The sequence below is a fragment of the Desemzia sp. FAM 23990 genome (assembly GCF_045528485.1).
Taxonomy (GTDB): Bacteria; Bacillota; Bacilli; order Lactobacillales; family Carnobacteriaceae; genus Desemzia.
Genome location: NZ_JBGQQW010000021.1, coordinates 35,566 through 50,704, shown reverse-complemented (window position 1 = coordinate 50,704; position 15,139 = coordinate 35,566). Strand labels below are relative to the sequence as shown.

The 15,139-nt window shown below is 33.6% G+C and carries 16 protein-coding genes and 1 pseudogene; 13 read left to right on the top strand and 4 right to left on the bottom strand.

Annotation, left to right across the window (positions count from 1 at the left end):
- Positions 1 to 3: 3 nt before the first annotated feature.
- The gene (locus ACEN4I_RS09290) at positions 4 to 1,359 is read left to right on the top strand and encodes an ArdC-like ssDNA-binding domain-containing protein (protein WP_079650421.1); all 1,356 of its coding nucleotides are present in this window, start codon (positions 4 to 6) and stop codon (positions 1,357 to 1,359) included.
- Positions 1,360 to 1,479: 120 nt separating this feature from the next.
- Here the strand turns inward: ACEN4I_RS09290 and ACEN4I_RS09285 are convergent, their stop codons facing one another.
- The 4 genes from ACEN4I_RS09285 to ACEN4I_RS09270 form a co-directional block, all read right to left on the bottom strand.
- Positions 1,480 to 1,764, bottom strand: coding sequence for a hypothetical protein (locus ACEN4I_RS09285; RefSeq protein ID WP_079650423.1), 285 nt, complete (start codon positions 1,762 to 1,764; stop codon positions 1,480 to 1,482).
- 12 nt (positions 1,765 to 1,776) lie between these two features.
- A complete protein-coding gene (locus ACEN4I_RS09280) occupies positions 1,777 to 2,556 on the bottom strand; it encodes a hypothetical protein (RefSeq protein WP_131832540.1) in 780 nt (259 codons plus the stop codon).
- 123 nt (positions 2,557 to 2,679) lie between these two features.
- Complete coding sequence (locus tag ACEN4I_RS09275; protein WP_079650425.1) at positions 2,680 to 2,907, bottom strand: hypothetical protein; 228 nt, start codon at positions 2,905 to 2,907, stop codon at positions 2,680 to 2,682.
- 25 nt (positions 2,908 to 2,932) lie between these two features.
- Entirely contained in the window at positions 2,933 to 3,214 is a 282-nt protein-coding gene (locus ACEN4I_RS09270; protein WP_131832541.1) for a hypothetical protein, read from the bottom strand.
- A 251-nt stretch (positions 3,215 to 3,465) separates the two neighbouring features.
- Here ACEN4I_RS09270 and mobQ point away from each other — a divergent pair, with 251 nt between their 5' ends.
- The 12 genes and pseudogenes from mobQ to ACEN4I_RS09210 all read left to right on the top strand — a co-directional run bounded on the left by mobQ (position 3,466) and on the right by ACEN4I_RS09210 (position 15,124).
- Positions 3,466 to 5,457 (top strand): MobQ family relaxase, encoded by a 1,992-nt coding sequence (mobQ, locus tag ACEN4I_RS09265; protein ID WP_407123672.1) that lies wholly within the window; start codon positions 3,466 to 3,468, stop codon positions 5,455 to 5,457.
- Between the two features lie 19 nt (positions 5,458 to 5,476).
- Entirely contained in the window at positions 5,477 to 6,094 is a 618-nt protein-coding gene (locus ACEN4I_RS09260) for a hypothetical protein (RefSeq protein ID WP_131832573.1), read from the top strand.
- A 138-nt stretch (positions 6,095 to 6,232) separates the two neighbouring features.
- On the top strand, positions 6,233 to 6,802 hold the full coding sequence (locus tag ACEN4I_RS09255) for a hypothetical protein (RefSeq protein ID WP_407123674.1): 570 nt from the start codon (positions 6,233 to 6,235) through the stop codon (positions 6,800 to 6,802).
- Positions 6,802 to 7,131: a CagC family type IV secretion system protein gene (locus ACEN4I_RS09250; protein WP_079650757.1), complete on the top strand. Its 330-nt coding sequence runs from the start codon at positions 6,802 to 6,804 to the stop codon at positions 7,129 to 7,131. Before ACEN4I_RS09255 ends, ACEN4I_RS09250 begins: the two co-directional genes overlap by 1 nt.
- 35 nt (positions 7,132 to 7,166) lie before the next feature.
- Positions 7,167 to 7,511: a hypothetical protein gene (locus ACEN4I_RS09245; protein ID WP_131832570.1), complete on the top strand. Its 345-nt coding sequence runs from the start codon at positions 7,167 to 7,169 to the stop codon at positions 7,509 to 7,511.
- Positions 7,512 to 7,526: 15 nt separating this feature from the next.
- Positions 7,527 to 8,195, top strand: coding sequence for a TrsD/TraD family conjugative transfer protein (gene trsD, locus ACEN4I_RS09240; RefSeq protein WP_079650575.1), 669 nt, complete (start codon positions 7,527 to 7,529; stop codon positions 8,193 to 8,195).
- A gap of 16 nt (positions 8,196 to 8,211) precedes the next feature.
- Positions 8,212 to 10,207: pseudogene (locus tag ACEN4I_RS09235) on the top strand (VirB4 family type IV secretion system protein).
- The gene (locus ACEN4I_RS09230; RefSeq protein WP_407123650.1) at positions 10,191 to 11,528 is read left to right on the top strand and encodes a hypothetical protein; all 1,338 of its coding nucleotides are present in this window, start codon (positions 10,191 to 10,193) and stop codon (positions 11,526 to 11,528) included. The pseudogene ACEN4I_RS09235 and the gene ACEN4I_RS09230 overlap by 17 nt, the downstream one beginning before the upstream one ends.
- A 36-nt stretch (positions 11,529 to 11,564) precedes the next feature.
- Positions 11,565 to 12,539, top strand: a complete 975-nt coding sequence (locus ACEN4I_RS09225) for a bifunctional lytic transglycosylase/C40 family peptidase (RefSeq protein ID WP_079650451.1) — start codon at positions 11,565 to 11,567, stop codon at positions 12,537 to 12,539.
- 11 nt (positions 12,540 to 12,550) lie between these two features.
- On the top strand, positions 12,551 to 13,099 hold the full coding sequence (locus ACEN4I_RS09220; protein ID WP_131832546.1) for a hypothetical protein: 549 nt from the start codon (positions 12,551 to 12,553) through the stop codon (positions 13,097 to 13,099).
- Positions 13,100 to 13,120: 21 nt separating this feature from the next.
- On the top strand, positions 13,121 to 13,555 hold the full coding sequence (locus ACEN4I_RS09215) for a hypothetical protein (protein ID WP_131832545.1): 435 nt from the start codon (positions 13,121 to 13,123) through the stop codon (positions 13,553 to 13,555).
- Positions 13,556 to 13,564: 9 nt separating this feature from the next.
- Complete coding sequence (locus tag ACEN4I_RS09210) at positions 13,565 to 15,124, top strand: VirD4-like conjugal transfer protein, CD1115 family (RefSeq protein WP_407123653.1); 1,560 nt, start codon at positions 13,565 to 13,567, stop codon at positions 15,122 to 15,124.
- Positions 15,125 to 15,139: the final 15 nt, after the last annotated feature.

Sequence of the window (15,139 nt, the reverse complement as noted above, 5' to 3'; positions counted from 1 at the left end):
TTGGTGAAACGTAGTAGGGAAGAAAAAAAGAAACAGATTGACGAACTGACAGACAAAATGAACCAGGCTGTTAAAAATTTCCAAGACGATCCTCAAGATGAATTGGAATTATTAAACAGCATGACGAAGTTCAAGAATTATTCCGCTCGAAATGTCTTACTGATTCAATCTCAGTATAAGGGAGCTTATGGCGTAGCTTCTTATAAAGAATTTCAAAAAATGGGTTACCAGGTACAAAAAGGTGAAAAATCTCTTTACCTTTTGGCACCAAAAATTGAAAAAACGTTCAAAAATGAAAAAGGCACTAAACAATTAGTGAAGTATGCAAATACAGAACAACAGGAAAAGATTAAATCTGGCCAAGTAAAAACAAAAAAAGAAATTGTTGGCTATCTAACTGTTCCTGTTTTTGACGTTACTCAAACCAATTGTCCTGTTGAAGATTATCCCAAGCTATATCCCAATCGACCTGAAAATTTTGACTTCAACAATACCGAGATGGAATTTAAAGATTTAAGCAAAGCCTTGAATGAGTATGCGAAAGAAAAAGAGATAACCGTTAAAATGGGGAAAACGGCAAGTGCTGCAAAAGGATTTTATGCTCCTTTCGAGAACGTAATAGTACTGAAGGATAGTTTAAATGATACGGAAAGAACAAAAGTGTTGTTACATGAGTTAGCACATGCTGAAATGCATAATGTTCCTAAAATGAAAGAGAAAGATCATACGCTCCATGCAACGAATGTTTTAGAATATCAAGCGGAAATGACGGCTTATGCTGTCAGTAATACATTTGGTTTGAATTCTGAAGAGTATACGCAATCTTACTTAGCAAACTGGACAAGAAGAGATGTCGAGAAAGAAGTTTATATTAAATCTTTGGAAGAAGTAAAGGAAGTAGCAGCTAATATGATTGAGAAGATAACCGATAAATATAACGAGAAATTACAGTCAAAAGAAAAAACACAAGATGTCTTGAATGCAGAGAAACTAAATTTTTTATCGGATAGTAATGGGAAAAATCATTATGTTGATTTAAAAGATGAACCGTTAATTTGTACTGGAATTGAAGATTTGAATACTTCAAAATTCTTTACCGATTTCAATATTCGATTAGAAGACAAAGAGCAAAATAAATATTATTATTGTATCCGATCAGATAAAAATAGAAAAGAGATTGCTAAAGAGTGGTCTGGTGCATTGACTGGAAAAGAATGGTTAAGTCAGGACATTAAAAATGAGGTTTTAAATCGTAAACCAACTTTAAATATTCAAAATAAGATTCCGGAAGATAAGGGTAACTTTAAGACTATATTAGAATACACTCAGCAGAGAAAAGTCAATGACTTAAGCATATAATAAAGCTAAGACTTAAAAACCAGCGTTTTTGTAAACTTAAAATGCTGGTATATTTTAGATACAAAAACACTTAGGATGACTAAATTCCTAAGTGTTTTTATAATTTACTTGTCTTTAGATTTAAAAAACTGCCTGTACAAATCCTTTATGTGTTTTAAAAATATCATCTAGACTCTTATCTTGCAGTTTTATATTTTTTAACACTTCTAGATTAAATGTAGTAAAATTAGCACTTAATTTTTGGTTCCCGCTCCAGAGAGCACGTCCTTCCTTCTTAGAATTTGAAATAAAGTATTCTACGCCTTCATAAGTAAACTCGATTTCTCTTCCTTGTTCTAAATAAAAAATGAGCTGATCGAAGTCTAGCGGTGTACCCGCAGGAATGTCAGTAAAGTTATCTTCCATAATACAACCTCCTTAATGTCCACTTCTTTTTCCGTTATTCCATGTATGTCTATGAGGAAATTTATACTTACCAGCATGTCTATAATCAATGTCTAAATCTGCATTCCCATTTTTGTCATAATACCTTCTTTGTTTAGTTCCTTTACTGTCTTTTAAATCTTTAGAGGATAATGGAGTTCCCTTGGTAGATAATGAAGTACCCTTAGAAGTAGATTGGTTTGAATGTTTTGCTGCTTTTGATCCATTTTTTTTAGCTGTTTCATATTTTTTTTCTGCAAAATATGCCTTCACTTTGTTGTAAACCCAAGTGCCACCTTTTATTGTTACTCCTGCTACGACAACAACTCCAGCCACCGTAACAACTACCTTTCCAATACCAGGAATCCACCAAGTTCCAGCTAATAATCCAGCAAGGTCAGCAGGATTAGCAGCCATAGGTGAAATGCCATTAGAAGGCGCTGTTTGGTTTAACTGGTATTCTGTTTCACTATAGGTGGCATTAATTAATAAGTCCTCAAACTCATCTTGAGAGTAAAATACACCTTGTACAAAAATACCATCTATGGTGACAACTACAGATTGATCATATTCTTCAATTGAAATTGAATCACCGACATCATCTACAATAAGCGCAGTTTCTTCAATTGAGAGTACATCTTCAGCGTTGATTGCGCTATCATTTTCATCAACTAGATTATCAGCACTGACTACAGAATTTGTTGTGAATCCGAAAATACCAAATATTAATGTAAATATTGTTACTATGGAAATACGATATGTAAATTTTTTCATAGAACAACTCTTTCTTTTTTATAGATATAACTTAGCATATATATCTATAAAAAAGAAAGTTATTTTTAATTTTTAATATTGTAAGATTTAATACAGTATGCTTAGTCTATTTAAATAATTACTTCAAGATGTTTTGTTTCTTATTTTTTTGACTTCAGAAGCAATAATACTTAATACTTTTTCTGTTTCTTCGATGCTCGAATCTCTCATATCAAAGTAAGCTTCTAAAAGAGCGCCTTTTTGAATCAATCGATGTGTTCGTTTTTTTCTTAACCTTTCTGAATCTCTTTGCATTTGTCGTTGTAGTCGTCTGATTTCTTGTTCCTTTTTTTTGATATCTAAATTACTCATAGGGAACACCTAACTTTTCAATTAATTATGAATTTTGCAACTCGTGATCCAATTCAGTAGACTCGTTCTCGTCATGTACATAATCATTGTTTAAATCAGTAAATAGATGATCTGGCAAGTTTTCAACCATTCTATTCACTACAGAATTTATGTCTTTTTTAGAAGAAAGCATTTCATAATCTAATCCTAGTGATTGAATGAACTTTTCTCCAAAGGTTGTATGGATTTCTTTCTTTGCTTCTTCGACTTCTATTTTTAATTTTTCAATCTGTTCCATTTTTGTTTGAATGCTTTTTAGTGAACTCATGTAATTAACCCCTTTCTTATTCAAAATAACCATAGCAAATAGTAAACAAATTGTAAAATAATACGATTACTGATAGAATGGAATTAAATAAAGGGCGCACTTATACACGATTAAATAAATCGTGTGTGCTAAGACCTAAACTGGATTAGGCCAGTTTCAAACAATGAATTGTTTGGGTTGTGAAAAACCGCTCCGCAGTTTTAAAAATTCGCTTCGCTTATGTAGAAATAAAAGAAAGGAGGATTCTCATAATGGCTATCTATCATTTTAATTGTAAGATTATTTCTCGAGGGAAAGGTCAATCAGCAATTGCTAGCGCTGCATACCGAAGTGGTGAAAAATTATATAGTGAACGTTATGGAGAATTCAACTTTTACAGAAGAGAAATTAAACCTGAAACCTTCATCTTGAAACCCAGTCATGCCCCCAAGTGGACTTTAAATCGTGAAAAATTGTGGAATGAAGTAGAGTCTATTGAGAAATCTAGTCGATCACAATTAGCACGCGAAATGAATATTGCTTTACCCATTGAACTCAATAATGAAGAACAAACTCATTTAACAAAAAAGTACGTTCAAACAAATTTTGTAGATGAAGGTATGGTAGCAGATGTGGCTATCCATCGAGATGATATTAATAATCCTCATTTTCATGTCATGGTGACGACTAGACCTTTTACTGAGAATGGAGAGTGGGGTAGTAAGTCAAAACGAATCATCTTAAAAGATAAAAATGGAAATCCACTCTACTATGAAAATGGTGATAAAAAAAGTAGAAAAGCCTACACAACAAATTGGGATAGCAAAGAAAAATTGGCTGAATGGAGAAAAAACTGGGCCGATTTAACGAATCAGTACTTAGAGAAAAATGGCTTCTCTCAACGAATAACTGAAAAAAGTTATGCTGAATTAGGCGAAGGTAGAAAACCAACTATTCATGAAGGATATGTCGCCAGAGAAATGGAGAATAGAGGAGAAACAAGTGATCGAGTTGAGCAAAATCGGGAAATCAAAAAGAGTAATTATGCTAGTGAAGAAAACCGAAAAGAAAAAGTTTCTCAACAAACCACAAATGAAATCTTACCTTTATTATCTCCTCAAGAAAAACAAGATTTAAAACGCCTTGCTAAAGACTTAAAAATATTTATTAATTACGATAATCTAATGGACAAAGAACGCATGGTAAACAATTGGAAAAACGCTGAAAAAGTAAATCAACTGATTAAACCAGATACTTTTGACAAAACCGTATTTGATAAAATTAACGAAACTGAAGAAAGTGTTCAAAGAGGAAAAGAAATATTAAACAAAGAATCTCTCCGTATTTTTAATAAATATTATCCTACTTTGAAGGACGCGAATTTCTCTGACTATGCCAAAATAAATATCGGTCAAGAAACTTTAGCGAAAGACAAAGTATTGGATAAAAAAGAATTGAAACAGATCTTATCGCATGCTCAAGATAATGAGTTAAAAGACATGATGAGAGCTATTATTAAGAAGCCGTATCTAAAAGATATCCAAACGTATCAAAAAGATTTCTATTTTGCTTCCAAAAAAATAGACCAGTTTCTTGACGATAATCAAGTAGATAAAGAAACCGTTCATACTTTAGCAGCTGACAAAAAAGAAACCTTTAAGCAATTAGATAGAACTCAAAAGTTACATTTCAATACGTTAAAAATTGCGGAAAAATATTACGAACAAACTATTCTCTCTAACTACCCAACAGCAAATATTAATGATTTAAACGCTGTTCAAAAAGAAGCTGTCTCGCAACTGCTGTCTTATTATGGCAGTACAATCTCCTACACTAAAATCACAGCTTTAGCACAAAAAGAAGTTGTCAGTAAGTATTCTACGGTCGAACAAAGAATGGGACTTCAGCTGTTAGATAAAATAGAAAAAGGTAAGCTAACAGATGAGGACTTAAAATCTATTGCTGAGGATTATCACAAAAAAGAACTGTTTGAAACTGTCTCTAATCCTGAAACGAGAGGATTATTTCTTAAAGAAGTGGAAGAAAATGGAATTCCTTTACCTTCAAATTGGTCCAGTTATTCCAAGCCTAGTTTATTTGGAACGCTTGCTAATAGTTTAAAAGTATACGATAATTTAATTAAATCAAGCGAAGACAATGCGAGACGAGAAATGCAACAGAAAAGTAAACGTAAGAAGAAAAGTAAATCTAGTCGATCCACAAAACCATCTATTCATAATCCGTCAAATGGGCCAAAAATATAAATGAAAAGGAGTTGAGGCAATGAAAGAACGAATCTATTTAAAAATGAGTGATTCGAATTATCAGAAGTTAATACGAAGAGTAAATTATCTAGGTTCCACTAGAACAAACGTCATATTAATGAGTTTGTTTCTGTACCAGGATTCAGATCTTACAGAGGAGCAAGTTTACGATAACTTAACCGAGATTGATTTTGATAAAGAACAGCACGAATTTTATTTTGAGATTAACAGTTATTTTTTAACTATTTTTAAGAATAAGCAACGATATTTATTTAGTTTAGATGAGTATCTTGCAGCATTCCTTAATGCGTTACTGAATGAAGATGATGATACCTGTAAAGAGACAGATACTAAACAACCTAAAATAAGACGTGTTTATCATATAGATGAATCATTAGAACAATGGCTAAGTAGCTTTTCAGAAGAAACTGGGATTGTTCAAACAACCTTATTAAATTATTCTTTTATGTATAGATTACCTCACTATCAAAAAAGGAGTAACGAGAGTAACAAGATAAAAAAAGGGCTATTTTTAACGCAACCTTCTTTAGATTATTTACAGAGTTTCGAAGATTATTCGGTTGCTGAAATTATAGAAAACCATATTAAAGCTTTAAAGGGAATAGCAGCGACGTAAGCTATCTGGAATTAAGAGAGAGTAGTAAGCACTATTCTTGATTCCAAATAGCTTTTTCCTTACACTTTATATATATAAAATGTATTTTTGTACACTTTATATATATAAAGTGTTTTTTGTGTTTAGGGAGGAGGTACTATGTTAGAGCGTTATAAAGAGGACATTAAAGTTCAGTACGAGAAAGAAGATAGCAAAGAAAAAAGAAATCAAAAACGAAATGAGGCTATTGAAGAGCACGTTAATGACCATTTTATTCTCGATAAGAAATTATTTAGTCACTATATTCAAAAGCACCACTTAGCTGATAAAGATCAAGCATTAACAGAGGAAATTAGGAGAATAGATTTTACAAAAGCCAATCCACGGAATAGTTTTTTTATAAATGAACTCGCTTTTGCAGGTGAGGCTATAACAGAAGGTTTTCTAGATTGTTTCAACATTGAACGTAGCAAAGCGATTGAAAAGTATAAAGCCCAATTACAGGTGATTGAAAGAAAAGAAAGTAGTAAAAAAACAGCCTATTTTATTGGCACATTCGATGAAAACAAATTACTTAGACTATCTCCTTACCAGGAAAGAATGGATAAACTCGCTGAAATTGTCAAAGAGAAAGAACAACAAAGATTAATCGATACTCGTCAAGAAGGTAAACAACAGAATAATGTTAAAAACATAGGATTGATCAGAAAAAGAGAGGAAGAAGAATAATGAAGTTAAAAAACAAACTAACGCAATTTACAGTAGGGGTTTCAGCATTAACAGCCTTAACGTATCCAACCGTTGCCTATGCAAGTGCAACTGAAGTTCAATCTCGCTTAACGGAAGCTGGGAATACTATTCAACAGCTGTTAACGGGGTTAATTGTTATTGTCGGCATTTGTGTGGCGCTATGGATCATTATCAAACGTATGCCCAGCGCTGATGATCCTCAAGAAAAAAGCGAAGTTTATAAAGCAGTTGGACGTGTTCTAGGATTAGTAGCCATAGGAGCTGCAATTGTTTGGGTTGTTCCATGGGTTTACAGTCTATTCCAATAATCACAGGAAAAAATAAAGTAAAGGGGTAACTAGATATGAATGAAACAAAGAAAAAAGACGAAAAGACTTTTTTCTTTCCTGAAAATGTTGAATCTTCATATGGAGTATTTTTAGGATTGTCTGTAAAAGAAATGCTGGTCTATATTTTACCAATGGTTATAGTCGGTCTTATTGTTCTCTTCTTGCCACCTCACACCTTCAAATTCATGCTTTTTAAGGGCATTGTGGTAATTTTCTCTATTACGGTGTTATTAGCTGTCTTGTCTTCTAGACCGGTCTCATATCGCAATAATGTGCGTTTAATGCCACATCTACAGATGAAATCAAAATATAAATCTCGCCAACACTTATTTTTTAAAAAAGCTATGAAAAGAAAGTAAAAAGGAGGTGCTTTTTTGAAATTATTTGGTTTAGCCGCGAAAGAAACTAAAGTCGAACAAGACTTAGAATTTACCTTCGTGCCGAAAAAAATCGGCAAAGGAAAACAAACGATTTTCGATATGAGTTTGATTCAATCGGTATATAGGGATTATTTAGTCACTAAGACAGGCTATTTAGTAGGGATTATTGAAATTTCTGGTGTGAACTTAGAGTTATTAAATGAAAGTGAACAAGCAGACGTTTTTGAGACGTACAATGCGTTTCTGATGACTACTTTAGGAGATGCTTCAGCAGAACAACAACAGTACTTAGATATGACAATTCCAGTGGATTTTGAAGAATTTTTGTTGAGTTACAAAAAGAGATATTTGCAAGAAATCGAAAAAAAAGAGCCAAATCAAGCTCGAGCAAGTTTGATCGCGTCCTATATTGACGATTTAGCCAGCAAAACTAGAACACAAGAAATGAGTACCAAGAAACACTTGCTCATTGTGCGGGAAAAAATTAAAGATAAAACCTTTACTGCATTAAATAAAAAAGTGACTGATTTAGATGAAAAAGCCACACAGTATATCAATCGATTAGAAGATAGTTTTGATAGTTATGACATGCAGGCTAAGAAATTGCATAGTAATGAGATATTAGCGGTGTTGAAAAATTTAATTAATTTTTCGGGACACTAAGAAAGGAGCTGCATTTATGCGTCTATTTTCCAAGAAGGAAGTAGAAGAACAAGATGATACAGATGAATTTGGCGTTGGTAATAGTCAAGATATAAGTAATCTAGATGACTTTCTTGATAGTGAGTCCATTAATGGTGTTTATCCATTCAGTTGGGAAGAATTTCCAGATCATATTGAAAGTGGAGATAACTATATTAGAGTATTAGCGATTGTTGATTATCCAAAAGTGAAAAGTGGAAATTGGTTGGCCCCTTTAAAGCGAAAAAAAGGGAATATCACCATTGTTCAAGACTTTGAAAGTAGTAACGCGCGAAAGATGGTTGAGTACTACAACAATACGATAAAAAATAAAGAAGCTGAAAAAGTGGATACGTATGATCCTTTGAAAAAGAAAAAAATAGTCCAAGCTATTGAAACCGCTAATATGCAGTTGAATAAGTATCTTGATAGCGAAGTCACCTATCTTTACCAACATATGTATGTATTCTTGCAGGCTGAAAGTCTAGAAGAATTAAACGCCCTAACAGATAGTGTCAATAATACGTTATCCAAATTACAGTTGAAATCTATGAACCCAATTAAAGCACAATATCAAGCGTTTTGGAGTGCAATGCCCATTGGAGAGAATCTTTTAAAAGATTATACCTTTAAACAATCGAATACAGAAGTAGCTAGTAGTGTCATTCCATTTGATGATGCAGAGATTTTAGACTTAAATCCTCATAGCGATATTGAAGGTATCAATAAAGATACGAATAGCTTAATTGCCATTGATTATATGGATAAACGCAATGTATTAAACCAAAATATGGTGGTCATCGGAACGAGTGGGGTAGGGAAAACCACTTATATGCAACAAAAGATTTTACGGTATATCGCTAAAGGGGTAAAAGTCTTTATTATCGATCCTGAAAATGAATATAGCGAAATTGTAGAACATTTTTGTGGCCAAGTCGTTCATTTAAGTAGTAACTCAGCGACTAAAATCAATCCTTTGGAGATATTTACAGAAGAATTGGACACTAGTCAAGAAGTAAACATAGATTTGTTGATCAAAGATAAAATTCAACGTGTAAAAGGCTTTTTCCAAGTTTTGAAACCCGATTTAACTCAAGTAGAAAAGAGTGTATTGGATTCTGTTTTACATGATTGTTATCGAAATAGTGGCGTTTTACATTACAAAAACATAAAGAGCATTCACCAAGATCAATGGCCTATCCTTTCAGACGTGTTCCAACAAATTGAACGGTTAAGAGATAGCAAAGAAGGAAAAGAGCGATATGAAATTATTAAAGACTTTTACTTTATTCTAGATAGCTACGTTAATGGATCAAATACCTTATTTAATGGTTTTACAAATATTGATATCAATACAAACTTGTTATCTTTTGATCTGAAGGCCTTACAGAATGATGAAGAGATTCAAGGAGCGGCATACTTGAATACCTTTAGTTTCTTGTGGGACGAAATTACGAAGAATAGAACAGAAAACATTAAATTGTTTGTAGATGAATTCCATTTTTTAACACAGAATCCTGACGCTTCAAGCTTTTTCTATCAAGCGTTCAAACGGTTTAGAAAATACAATGCTGGAGCAATCGCAGGCACTCAACAAATACAAGATGTGTTGGATGGAACGATGGGCAACGGGAAAAACGTTGGTGAAGCCATTATTGGAAATAGTTATACTAAATTATTTTTTGGACTTGATCCAAGTAGTTTAGACGATATTGAAAATAAATTGCGAGTGAATTTTTCAAAAAAAGAACGGAAATTACTAGAGAAGAAAAAACAAGGTGAGGGGTTAATAATCAACGGATCCAAACGAGCCTTTATGAAGGTTACTTTAACGGAAGAAGAATTAAGGTTAATCGATTTTGAACAATATCAAGAGAAATACCCAGAAGCCATTCCCAATTATGAAGAACGGATCAAAATGACCCCTATTGAACAAGAAGAAGCTCGGTCATTCCAGTTTTAAAGGAGGCAGTTGTAATGAACAAATCATTTAAAATTTACAATTTTGAATTTGGTACTCTAACAGATGAAAAAAGTACAGTCAAAATTGAAATGGAAAATAGTCAGTTTACGTACGATAACATTGACGAAATTAAAGAGTTACCAATAAAAAAAGACCCTCTTTTTCTTGATTTTAAAGGGATTAAAGAGTCCGAAACAACAGTCAGTTTTCTGTATGAAAAAGGGAGTGCGTTAAAGAACTTAAACACGATAAAAAAGGAAGCCTATCCTGTTAAAGTTTCTATTGTCGAAGAAATTTTAAAACAGGATATCCTTCAAAAATACAAACATACAGATTTATATATATCATTAAATCCAGCGACTCTCTATTACTATCCAATGAATACCGTCCGTTACACTTATACAGCAAATTGTTTTATGCCTAGAGATATGCGGACCACTTTAGAACGGTATAAAGCTTGTATTGTAAGCATCTTAAGCGGCATTGCTTATGAGAAGTGTTTGAACACGCCTGAAGAGGTTCGCAAGATTGGGAATGATTTTATCAAAGAGATCTATCAGCAAAGAAATGTATCTGAATTATTGACTCTTATCCAACAGAGCAATAACTTTGTGACCTATGATTATATTCGTTCCCAAACCAATAGAGAACGAAAAATACGTCAAAAATCACTAGTAGCTTTGGCAGGTACAAGTGTGATTTTTATTGGTATAAGTGGATTGTTACTTGTGAAACAATTGGATCAAGAAGAAGCCCTTGCTTCACAGTACGAAGAACAACTAGAACAAAAAGATACTTTGCTTTTAGCCAATGAAGAATTTGAAAAAGGGAATTATGATGAAGCTATCCAACTTTATCAAGAAGGGGATTACAAGGACGCTCAGCTATCAGAAAAACTACTCAGCAAGGAACAGTACCAAAAAGCCATAGACGTCCATAATGGATCTCTAGAAGCTATTATTCAACGTCTCTATGAGACCAAAGAGCAACAAACCCTTTTAGATTTGAACAGTGATTCGCTAGACGAAAATGGGGAAACGAAACTTGAAGAGGAAAAAGGAATTGTACAAGGCGATACTAATGCCATGGTTAATACACTCAACTTCTTAGATGACGAAAGTACAGGAATTCGTTTAGCCAGAAAATTCATTGATTTGAATGACGTTAATAATGCTCAAAAAGTATTGGATAAGTATCCTGAAAATGAAAATCTTCAAAAACTCCTAGGTATTGGGAAACAGATTCAAGAAAAAACTAAACAAATGAATGATAGCGATGATGAAAAACAAAAAGAAACCCTTCAAAAAGAAGTCGATGATTTGAAAGAGCAGTTGGGAGAGTTTAAAGGGTAAAGGAGTGATCTTTTGCATGTTTTAAAAGCTAGATCTATGAAAAAGTTCTTTTCGTTTATTCTACTACTTGTAGTCATTATGGTTGTCCTCTTCGTAATGTTCTTTAGTTTATTTCAGCAACAAGAAAATAGCAGCACAGGTACTTACGGAGCAGGTCAAGTGCCACAAGCTGTTTTGCAGTATAAACCAGCTATAGAGGTTGAACTTAAAAAACACGGAATGGAAGAGCATATCAATGTTCTTTTGGCCATTACAACGCAAGAAAGTGGCGGTACAGCTTCTTTAGATGTTATGCAAGCAAGCGAGAGTTTAGGACTTGCACCAAATACGATTCAAGACCCCTTATATTCCATTGAAGTAGGAGTAAATTACTTTGTGAATGTTGTGAACCAAGCTAATAAAGCAGGGGTTGATATGGATACGGCTATTCAAGCTTATAACATGGGCAATGGTTTCATAAATTTTGTTGCTGAAAATGGCGGTAAGTATTCTCAAAAACTGGCACAACAATTTTCAAACAATATGAAAACTAAGTTAGGTTGGGCAGTCTATGGAGATCCGAAATACGTAGATCATGTAAAAAGGTATATGGGTTCTTCTAACGAAGAAACAGTTGAAGTAACAGGAGAACTAGCCGATTTTCAAAAACAATTTGAACAATTCCAGGGTATGCCCTATGTCTTTGGTGGTTCAAGTCCAGCTACGTCCTTTGATTGTAGTGGCTTGTGGTATTTCTTGTTTAATCAAAATGGGATAAACGTACCAAGAACTGCACAACAACAATATGATTATTCCCAAAAAATCACTACAGATGAATTAAAGCCAGGTGATTTTGTGTTTTTCCATAGTACTTATGATACCGCTAATTACATTACTCATTTAGGAATGTATATGGGAAATGGAATGATGTTTCATGCAGGCGACCCTTTGCAATACACCAGTATTGAAACACCTTACTGGCAAGAACATCTTGCAGGATTTGGTAGAATGGTTGACTTTAAAGCAGAATAGAGGAAATGAATATGAAAACAAAGATCATTATGATGGTTGAATCAGTCTTGCTTCTTTTAGCGATTATCTCTATCTATGGTCTTTATCAAGATAATCAGCAAAAGGGAACTGATCTTCAAACCAATCAAGAAGAAATCGCACACTTAGAAGAACAGCTGAATGTACAAAACAGCGGAAATAATACTGCTGATATAGCTAAAAAAACGAAATTTGTTAATAGCGCGTTTGCGGATTACTTAAATTACAATACCGACAATTACCGATCTCGTTTTGAAGATATGGAAAACTATTTTTCGCCTAGCACTATTGAACAACTAAGTGGCGCAGGCGGAACGGAAGCTCCAACCATTTCTATTAACAGCAGTACTCAAAACTATAAAACCTATGTGAATCCATTAGAAGATAATTCGTTTGTATTTGTCACAGATATTCATTACCAAGTAGAAGATAACGAACCTACTGTATTTAAAAATGTTTACTTAATTCATCTAAGCGAAGAAAAAGGGCAGTACTTAATCGATCAAGTAGACGTCTTTAGTGGAACACCAACAAATAGCTAACCAGGAACGAGGAGACTAGATATGAACGATAAGAGCAAGATGAAAGGGATTCTTAAAAAAGTTTTATGGATAGTCGTTACTTTTCTCTTTTTAGAAGCTTTATTGATTGCAGCACTTGAAGTCATTTACACACTTTCAGAATATAAATTAGCGATCAATACTGAAATTATAGGAACTCATTTGAAAGAGACGTTTACCCATTTAGGAGATTATATTCAAACAAATTGGGCACAAAAAAATCCCTTCTTTATTCTAGGAACGGGTGTAGTGTTCATTTATTCCGTTTTTACTCATATGGGAAAGGTAAAAAAAGAGGGTTGGGATACCGAAGAAAGCAATGCTTATCATGGATCAGCACGTTGGGGCAGACCACAAGAAGTGGTGGATAATCAGAACTTTACTAAAAAAAGTAAAAAGCAAGTTCAGAGTGAATTTCAAAAATCGCTAGAAAGGTAGGTTTTCTGTATGACAGGCACTATTTTAGGGAAATTAAAAAGCGACTACATTATTCAACCAACAGAAAGCAAGCCAAACCGTAACATTATGGTAGTCGGCGGACCAGGTTCTTACAAAACACAAGGTTTCGTGATTACTAACGTATTGAACGAAACTAAAAATAGCATTGTGGTAACCGATCCTAAAGGCGAAGTTTACGAAAATACCGCAGATTTTAAAGAAAGACAAGGATATGACGTTCATGTTTTGAACTTTAGCAAAATGGAACATTCTGATCGTTACAATCCTATTGATTATGTGAATAGTGATGTCAATGCAACGAATGTAGCCACAAAAATCGTGGATAGCTCCAATAAAGATGGTAAAAAAGATGTGTGGTATTACTCGCAACGATCTTTGCTCTCAGCGTTAATTCTTTATGTAAAATATGAATTAGAACCTAAAAACCGTAATATGGCAGGACTGGTCAATTTCTTGCAAGAAAAAAATGAATCCGATACAGATGACGAAGAAAGTGATCTAGACAAGGCTTTTTCAGTTCTTGAATTAAATCATCCTGCACGGAAATTGTACGAGTTAGGGTATAAAAAATCTCGTGGGGATATGAAAGGAAGCATTATTGTTTCTTTGCTGACGTCTATTTCGGACTACATTAATAATACAGTGGCTGAATTTACAAGTTTTAGTGATTTCAACTTACAAGATATAGGCAAAAAGAAAACAATGCTTTATGTCATTATTCCAGTCATGGATACCAGTTGGGAAGGGCTAACCAATATTTTCTTTTCACAGCTGTTTGATCAGCTGTATGAGTTAGCGTCCAATCACCACTCAAAATTACCTGTTCCTGTTAATTTTATCCTGGATGAATTTGTTAACTTAGGGAAATTTACGAATTATGAAGAGTTTTTGGCCACTTGTCGTGGTTATGGCATTGGAGTATCAACAATTATTCAAACTCTTACACAATTACAAGACAAATATAATAAAGAGAAAGCAGAAAGTATTTTAGGGAATTGTTCGATTCAAATTTGTATGAACGCTGCGAATAACACTACAGCCAAATATTTTTCCGATTTACTAGGTAAGGCGACTGTTAAGGTAGCCACAAGTAACAAGAGTGCTTCAAAAAACTCTAAACAAGAGGGGAGCAGTACCAGTCATTCAGACAATGAGTCGTACACCGCTCGTGATTTAATGACCGCAGGCGAAGTAAAAAGTATGGCAGATGATACAGAGCTAATTATCTTTGCAAACCGGCCACCCATGAAGGTTAAAAAAGCCTATCAATTCGAACTATTTCCAAAGCCGGAACGATTGCTAAATCAAACTGAATATGAAAAAAATACAAATCCTGCACAGATTGAACGTTTAAATGAAAAGCAAGCTGAATTTGAACGTGAGCACATAGAACGAGAAGAAAATAAAAAGAATAGATTAGCTGAAAAAGCCAAAGAAAAAGAAGAAAAAGAGCATGCAAAAAAAGAAAGACGGAAACAAGAAGCAATGGAACAAACAATGGCAGAATTTAGTGACGGAGAAAGTTATTTTTCAGCATTTGAAGAGTAAAAGGAGTGATTAATA

Excerpts from the sequence above, each read along its gene's own strand:
- ACEN4I_RS09285 (WP_079650423.1), bottom strand. The coding sequence starts at position 1,764 with ATGGAAGATAACTTTACTGACATTCCTGCGGGTACACCGCTAGACTTC.
- ACEN4I_RS09280 (WP_131832540.1), bottom strand. The coding sequence starts at position 2,556 with ATGAAAAAATTTACATATCGTATTTCCATAGTAACAATATTTACATTA.
- ACEN4I_RS09275 (WP_079650425.1), bottom strand. The coding sequence starts at position 2,907 with ATGAGTAATTTAGATATCAAAAAAAAGGAACAAGAAATCAGACGACTA.
- ACEN4I_RS09270 (WP_131832541.1), bottom strand. The coding sequence starts at position 3,214 with ATGAGTTCACTAAAAAGCATTCAAACAAAAATGGAACAGATTGAAAAA.
- mobQ (WP_407123672.1), top strand. The coding sequence starts at position 3,466 with ATGGCTATCTATCATTTTAATTGTAAGATTATTTCTCGAGGGAAAGGT.
- ACEN4I_RS09260 (WP_131832573.1), top strand. The coding sequence starts at position 5,477 with ATGAAAGAACGAATCTATTTAAAAATGAGTGATTCGAATTATCAGAAG.
- ACEN4I_RS09255 (WP_407123674.1), top strand. The coding sequence starts at position 6,233 with ATGTTAGAGCGTTATAAAGAGGACATTAAAGTTCAGTACGAGAAAGAA.
- ACEN4I_RS09250 (WP_079650757.1), top strand. The coding sequence starts at position 6,802 with ATGAAGTTAAAAAACAAACTAACGCAATTTACAGTAGGGGTTTCAGCA.
- ACEN4I_RS09245 (WP_131832570.1), top strand. The coding sequence starts at position 7,167 with ATGAATGAAACAAAGAAAAAAGACGAAAAGACTTTTTTCTTTCCTGAA.
- ACEN4I_RS09230 (WP_407123650.1), top strand. The coding sequence starts at position 10,191 with ATGAACAAATCATTTAAAATTTACAATTTTGAATTTGGTACTCTAACA.
- ACEN4I_RS09225 (WP_079650451.1), top strand. The coding sequence starts at position 11,565 with ATGAAAAAGTTCTTTTCGTTTATTCTACTACTTGTAGTCATTATGGTT.
- ACEN4I_RS09220 (WP_131832546.1), top strand. The coding sequence starts at position 12,551 with ATGAAAACAAAGATCATTATGATGGTTGAATCAGTCTTGCTTCTTTTA.
- ACEN4I_RS09215 (WP_131832545.1), top strand. The coding sequence starts at position 13,121 with ATGAACGATAAGAGCAAGATGAAAGGGATTCTTAAAAAAGTTTTATGG.
- ACEN4I_RS09210 (WP_407123653.1), top strand. The coding sequence starts at position 13,565 with ATGACAGGCACTATTTTAGGGAAATTAAAAAGCGACTACATTATTCAA.